This window comes from Salinivibrio sp. MA427 (genome assembly GCF_001996115.1).
Classification (GTDB): Bacteria; Pseudomonadota; Gammaproteobacteria; order Enterobacterales; family Vibrionaceae; genus Salinivibrio; species Salinivibrio costicola.
The window spans coordinates 1-4,860 of sequence record NZ_MUFH01000203.1; the positions used below are offsets into that span (position 1 = coordinate 1).

A 4,860-nucleotide genomic window follows, 5' to 3' on the forward strand; every position below is an offset into this window, starting at 1 on the left:
CTCTTCGGGTTTCACCGTCACCACCGCTAATTTGTCAGGCGTCAGTGTGGTATTCCAAACCAATTCATCCTGCTCTACATTGCTCAGCGCGGTTTGATTTTGCATGCGCGTAATGGTCACATCTTTAAGCATCCAACTGTCTTTATTGAGATAATCAGCACGCTCAGCAAACACCACATTGGTCATGGTTTGCTGGTCATCAAACTTCCAAATGCTCACACCGGTCAGCGTATCTTGCTCATCCGCGCGGGCGATATAAATAAAATCGTCGCCATCTTTCGCCCAAACCCCACGCCGCACCGACATCACGTTTCCACCTGATTTGGCAATGGCACGCAGCTCACGAGCGGCTTTTTGCGCATCCGGTGCGCCCCACTGGCCCAGCACCATCACAATCAACATTAACGGAATGGCCGTTTTAAGCACTGATAGGCCAATTTGGAGTTTCGACACTCCAGCGGCCTGCATCACCACCAGCTCTGAGCTTGAGGCCAGCATTCCCAAACCAATCAATGCCCCCAGCAAAACCGCCATGGGGAAGAACATTTCAATATCGCGCGGCATGCTGAGCAACACATACAAAATCGCTTTGCCCATGGTGTAGGTACCATCACCGACCGAGCGTAACTGCTCGACAAACTTGATGATCGCAGACAATCCCACCAAGGTCGCCAAACACAGTGACGAGGTGCCTATCAGAGTCCGGCCAATATACCAATCAAGAATGCGAAACATCAGGCAGATCCTTTTAAGCTAGCTTTGAGTTTTCTCACCGGTAGCGAATCCCAGCTGGCGAGGATCACGGCCAGTAATAAAGCGGCCACATTGATACTCCACAGACCAATTTGTGCGGGCAGATCGCCATCTTCTACCGCGGATTTCGCCGCGCTGATCGATAAAAAATAGGCCAGATAAATCATTATCGCGGGGAAGAGTTTGGCAAAGCGTCCCTGACGCGGGTTCACCGCCGATAACGGCACCACAATCATGGTCATCAAGGGGATACACAACACCAAGGAAATACGCCACTGCAGTTCGGCGCGCGCCTTCAAACTTGATTCACCAACCAACTGCAAGGTTGGCATCGCATCCCAGTCACGACTTTTTTCACGCACTTCGCGCTGACCAATCAATACCTGATAGTTTTTATAGGTCGTTACACCATAGTTAAGCTGAGTCGGTACGCCCTCGGTACGGGTTCCCTCTAACAAATCCAAGACTTGTCGACCGTCAGGCAGCTCAGACACATAGCCTTTATCGGCCACCACCACATTCGGCAGTAAAGAGCCTTGAGGGACGGGCTGAGCGACAAATACCTGTTTGAGCGTTTTACCATCATCTTCGATATTATCAACGAAAATCACCGCCTCACCCGATGGCGCACTTTGAAACTGCCCTTGCACCAACAATTCTAAACCGGATTTGGCCTCTAATTGCTCCATCACCTCGAGCTCTTGGTTATTGGCCCATGGCGTTAGCCAAAGCGAGTTAAACGCCGCCACGGATCCGGTGATAATCGCGAGATACAGCGCAGCGCGGATCAGAAACTCATTGCCAATCCCAGTGGCGTTCATGACCGTGATCTCACTCTCAGCATAGAGCCGCCCGAATGTAATCAAAATGCCGATATACAAGCTCAAAGGTAACATCAGCATTGCCATCGACGGCATATATAAACCGACTAAGGTAATGATCTGATTCCCCGGGATCGATCCTTCCGTGGCACTGGCGAGTACACGGATAAATTTTTGGCTGAAAAAGACTAGAAACAACACAAATAAAACGGCAACTTGTGTTTTAACTGTCTCCCGGATCAAATATCGAACAATTATCAAAGCGAAGGCACCTATGGAAAACTTGTTTTTTTACTCGAATAACTATAGTTTCTGGGTTAATTAGTTGTTTTCTAATCTTTCGGCCATTTGTTGACCGCCGGCTGATCTGGACGCATCAAAGCGCGTTCAACAACATATAGTGGCGGCATTATCCAACATTTGGTCTCAATTGTCTTTAGGATCTAGGAGTACAAATGGAGTTCAGTGTAAAGAGCGGTAGCCCCGAAAAGCAACGCAGTGCCTGTATTGTCGTTGGCGTGTTTGAGCCTCGCCGCCTGTCCCCCGTGGCCGAGCAACTCGACAAAATCAGCGACGGCTACATCAGCGCCCTGCTGCGCCGCGGTGATCTTGAAGGTAAACCCGGCCAAGTGCTCCTGCTACACCATGTTCCGAACGTGTTATCTGAGCGCGTATTACTGGTGGGTTGTGGTAAAGAGCGCGAGCTCGGCGAGCGCCAATACAAAGAAATCATCAAAAAAACCATCAACACCCTCAATGAAACCGGCTCGATGGAAGCGGTCTGTTTTTTAACCGAGCTACACGTTAAAGGCCGTGATACATACTGGAAGGTACGTCAAGCGGTTGAAAGCACCAAAGACAGTCTGTACACCTTTAACCAGTTCAAAAGTGTTAAGCCAGAAATTCGTCGCCCATTACGCAAAATGGTGTTCAATGTCCCAACGCGTCGTGAATTGAATCTGGGTGAGCGTGCCATCGCGCATGGCTTAGCGATCGCTTCTGGTGTGAATGCCTGTAAAGATTTGGGTAATATGCCACCGAACGTGGCGAACCCTGCCTATCTTGCCTCGCAAGCGCGCCGTTTAGCCGATGACTATGATGCGGTCACCACCCGTATTATCGGTGAAGAAGAAATGGACAAGCTGGGCATGCATTCCTATCTTGCGGTTGGCCGTGGCTCAAAAAATGAATCGATGATGTCGATCATGGAGTACAAGGGCAGCCCTGATCCAGAGGCAAAACCGATTGTTCTCGTCGGCAAAGGCCTCACCTTTGACTCGGGCGGTATTTCCATTAAGCCCGGTGCCGGTATGGATGAGATGAAGTACGACATGGGCGGTGCCGCATCGGTATTTGGGGTGATGCGTGCCTTGGCCGAGCTTAACCTACCTATCAATGTCGTGGGTGTGCTCGCCGGTTGTGAAAACATGCCAGACGGCCAAGCGTACCGTCCAGGTGACATCCTGACGACCATGTCAGGGCAAACGGTCGAGGTGCTCAATACCGACGCCGAAGGTCGCTTAGTACTTTGTGATGCCCTCACCTATGTAGAGCGTTATGAGCCAGAGTGTGTGATTGATGTGGCAACCCTCACCGGCGCGTGCATCATGGCCCTTAGCCATCACATCAGCGCCCTGATTGCTAACCAGAACCCCTTGGCGCACGATATTATCAGCGCCTCAGAGCAAGCGGGTGATCGCGCATGGCGCTTGCCAATGACGGATGAGTTCCAAGAGCAACTCGACAGCCCGTTTGCCGATATGGCCAATATTGGTGGTAAAGGCGGTGGCACCATCACCGCGGGCTGCTTCTTGTCTCGGTTTGCCAAAAAGTACAACTGGGCACACTTAGACATCGCTGGGACTGCTTGGAAAAGCGGCGGCAAAGAAAAAGGTTCCACCGGCCGTCCCGTTCCTCTGCTGGTGCAATTTTTACTCAACCGCTCCGGGCTTGAATTGGAAGAGTAACCACGAACAGGAGGCCCACCGGCCTCCTTTTTTGTTGAAACTTTATCCGGCACTGGTGTCTGCACGCACAATCGGCTATGTTGATGGCTCCGCGCTACCCGGACACCCCGCTTTTGGGACGGAGGCCGTTTCTCACATTTAGGAGCGTATATGCCCACCGCCACCTTTTATCTTTTGTCGCCGCCCGAGCCGGCAGACGACAGCAACAGCCTGGGGCTGACACCTGAGCAGCAAGCGCGTGAACAACAAATACTGATAGACACGGCCATTGATTTGGCTTTTTACTACTATCAACAAGGGCAACGCATTTATCTGGCCGCACAGGACCAAGCCCAAGCGCATCAATTGGATGACGCTTTATGGCAACGTGACCCAGATACCTTCGTGCCCCATAACCTGGTCGGTGAAGGGCCGCGAGGCGGCGCACCGGTGGAAATAGGCTGGCCAGGTGTGCGCCATACCGGTCATCGCAGTGTGTTAATCAATTTGGCGACAGAGGCATCAAATTTTGCGCCTTCGTTTGCACAAGTGGTAGACTTCGTCCCTTGCGATGAGACGCTTAAACAGCACGCGCGTCACCGATATAAAGCATACCGACTGGCAGGCCTGCAACTTCATACCTTGGCCATCGACCAATCGCCCAACCCTTGACGATCTTTCAAGAGCGCTATGGAAAAGACATATAATCCACAATCAATTGAAAAAGCGCTGTATCAGCGCTGGGAAGAGGCGGGCTATTTCCGACCTCATGGTGATACCAGCAAAGATGCCTTTAGCATCATGATCCCACCTCCGAATGTAACCGGTAGCCTGCATATGGGCCACGCGTTTCAGGATACCATCATGGATACCCTGACCCGTGCCGCGCGCATGAAAGGTAAAAATACCCTTTGGCAAGTGGGGACCGACCACGCCGGTATTGCCACGCAGATGGTGGTGGAACGTAAGATCGCAGCCGAAGAAAACAAAACCAAGCACGACTACGGCCGTGACGCGTTTATTGACAAAATTTGGCAATGGAAAGGCGAATCCGGTGGTACCATTACCCAACAGCTGCGCCGCTTGGGTGCCTCTGTCGACTGGGATCGCGAACGTTTCACCATGGACGAAGGATTCTCCAATGCGGTAAAAGAAGTGTTTGTGCGCCTGCACAAAGAAGACTTGATTTATCGCGGCAAACGCTTGGTGAACTGGGATCCGAAACTGCACACGGCGATTTCGGACTTGGAAGTGGAAAACAAAGACAAGAAAGGCCACATGTGGCATTTCCGTTATCCACTGGCTGATGGTGCCAAAACCGCAGACGGTAAAGACTACAT

5 protein-coding genes are annotated in these 4,860 nt (G+C 51.6%); 3 read left to right on the forward strand and 2 right to left on the reverse strand.

The features are described 5' to 3' along the window. On the reverse strand, positions 1-735 hold a 735-nt coding region (lptG, locus tag BZG79_RS11680; RefSeq protein WP_077774464.1), incomplete at its 3' end, for an LPS export ABC transporter permease LptG. After that, positions 735-1,835: an LPS export ABC transporter permease LptF gene (lptF, locus tag BZG79_RS11685; protein ID WP_021022636.1), complete on the reverse strand. Its 1,101-nt coding sequence runs from the start codon at positions 1,833-1,835 to the stop codon at positions 735-737. The genes lptF and lptG, both read right to left, overlap by 1 nt. A 194-nt stretch (positions 1,836-2,029) precedes the next feature. Here lptF and pepA point away from each other — a divergent pair, with 194 nt between their 5' ends. From pepA to BZG79_RS11700, 3 genes are all read left to right on the forward strand, one after another. Beyond that, on the forward strand, positions 2,030-3,541 hold the full coding sequence (pepA, locus tag BZG79_RS11690) for a leucyl aminopeptidase (RefSeq protein WP_021022637.1): 1,512 nt from the start codon (positions 2,030-2,032) through the stop codon (positions 3,539-3,541). Between the two features lie 150 nt (positions 3,542-3,691). Beyond that, a complete protein-coding gene (locus tag BZG79_RS11695; protein ID WP_021022638.1) occupies positions 3,692-4,192 on the forward strand; it encodes a DNA polymerase III subunit chi in 501 nt (166 codons plus the stop codon). Between the two features lie 18 nt (positions 4,193-4,210). Beyond that, on the forward strand, positions 4,211-4,860 hold a 650-nt coding region (locus tag BZG79_RS11700; RefSeq protein ID WP_199877772.1), incomplete at its 3' end, for a class I tRNA ligase family protein.